This is a genomic window from Streptomyces camponoticapitis, assembly GCF_014646115.1.
Taxonomy (GTDB): domain Bacteria; phylum Actinomycetota; class Actinomycetes; order Streptomycetales; family Streptomycetaceae; genus Streptomyces; species Streptomyces camponoticapitis.
Genome location: NZ_BMMV01000060.1, coordinates 582 through 2,390, shown reverse-complemented (window position 1 = coordinate 2,390; position 1,809 = coordinate 582). Strand labels below are relative to the sequence as shown.

Below are 1,809 nucleotides of genomic sequence, written 5' to 3'. Positions count from 1 at the left end.
ACGCCTCCTGCGCCGGCGACAACACACCCTCCACCGCACCCGAACCCACCAACACACCCCCAGACGAACCAGCCGAAGCGGTCAGCCTTCGCCGCAGCAGTTCACGCTTCGCCGGGGTGAGCCTCTGCCACTGTTCATCGGTCACGCCCGGAAGGGGACTGCGGTCCGAGCTGCTGTCGAACGAGGCAAGCGGGGATCTGGTGCTCACAGTTCCTCCTCCAGAAGACGAGCAGCCTCGTCGTCGGACAGCTGCGCCAGTTCAGCCATCAACCGACCAATGTCGTCCGACCCGGGCCGCAATCCGCGGATGTGTGCCGCGAGGCTCGGGACGGTCGGGTGGGCCAGCACGTCATGAGGTCCGATCCCGGCGCCGGTCTGCTGGTTGATCCGGGCGGTGACGCGGACGGCGTGCAGGGAGTGTCCGCCGAGGTCGAAGAAGTGGTCCGTGGCGGAGACACGCTCGACTCCGAGGACTTCGGACCAGATCCGGGCGACCGTCTCCTCGGTCTCGTCGGCGGGGGCGACGTACTCGACGGCCCCGGTGCCAAGGTCCGGCTCGGGCAGGGCCTTCCGGTCAATCTTCCCGTTCGGAAGCAGCGGCAGCGCGTCAAGGACCAGGACCTGTGCGGGCACCAGGTACTCGGGAAGCCGCCGGACGAGGAACTCCCGCAATTCACCGCTGTGCTCCGGGGTCAGTCCCGGTCCCTCGGCGTACCCGATGAGACGCAGCGCGCCGTCCGGGCCGGGCAGGGCCGCCACCACCGCGGCGTCGACCTGCGGGTGGGTGAGCAGCACCGCTTCGGTCTCGCCCGGCTCGACGCGGAATCCCCGGATCTTCACCTGGTGGTCGATACGTCCGAGGAATTCCAGGGTGCCGTCCGGCAGCCACCGCGCGAGGTCACCCGTGCGGTACAGCCGCCCGCCGATGGCCCCCGAGAAAGCGTCGGGGACGAACTTCTCCGCCGTCAGCGCCGGCCGCCGCGCGTATCCCCTTGCCACGCCGGAGCCGCCCAGCCATAGTTCACCCGGCACACCCACCGGTGCCAGACACCCGAACCGGTCGACGATCCAGCCCTGGGTGTTCTGGATGAGCGAGCCAATACGGCCCGCCGTGACGGTGCCTGCGGCCAAGGGCTCCGAGGTGGCGGTCATCGAGACCTCGGTAGGTCCGTAGCAGTTGTAGAAGCGGGTGTTCCTCGCGTCCTCCAGGGCCCGCTCGGCCATGAGCGGGTTGAGCGCCTCGCCGCCCACCGTCACGTGCTCCAACGCGCCGAACAGCTCAGGGGCCAGTGGAACGGTCGCGTTGAACCAGGCGGACACGGTCGCCAGGACGGTCACTGCCTCGGAGTGCACCAGTTCCGTCAGGGTCTCGGGGGAGATCACCGCTTCGGGCGGGATGATCACCAGACGTCCGCCGTTGAGCAGTGCGCCCCACACCTCGAACATCAGTGGGTCGAAAGACGCGGCCGACATCTGCCCGACGACCGAGGTCCGTGACAGCGGCACATAGGCGGTTCCGCACACCAGACGGACCAGCCCGTCGTGCGGCAGCAGGGCGCCCTTCGGCGTCCCTGTCGACCCTGATGTGTAGGAAAGGCAGGCGACGTCCTGGCCCCGGTTGCCGGCTTCCGGTGCGGGGCCGGACGCCGGTTGGGTCTTGCGGATGTCGACGGTCACACGGCCATCGAGCGGCAGCCGGTCGAAGAGTTCCTCATGACCCACCACCACCCGGGCACCGGAATCCTCCAGCATGAACGCCAGACGCTCACGCGGATAAGCCGGATCAAGCGCCAGATAAGCACCACCGGC

1 protein-coding gene is annotated in these 1,809 nt (G+C 68.9%); it reads right to left on the bottom strand.

The features are described from left to right. Window positions 1-204 precede the first annotated feature (204 nt). On the bottom strand, window positions 205-1,809 hold a 1,605-nt coding region (locus IEY79_RS37020; RefSeq protein WP_189112046.1), incomplete at its 5' end, for a non-ribosomal peptide synthetase.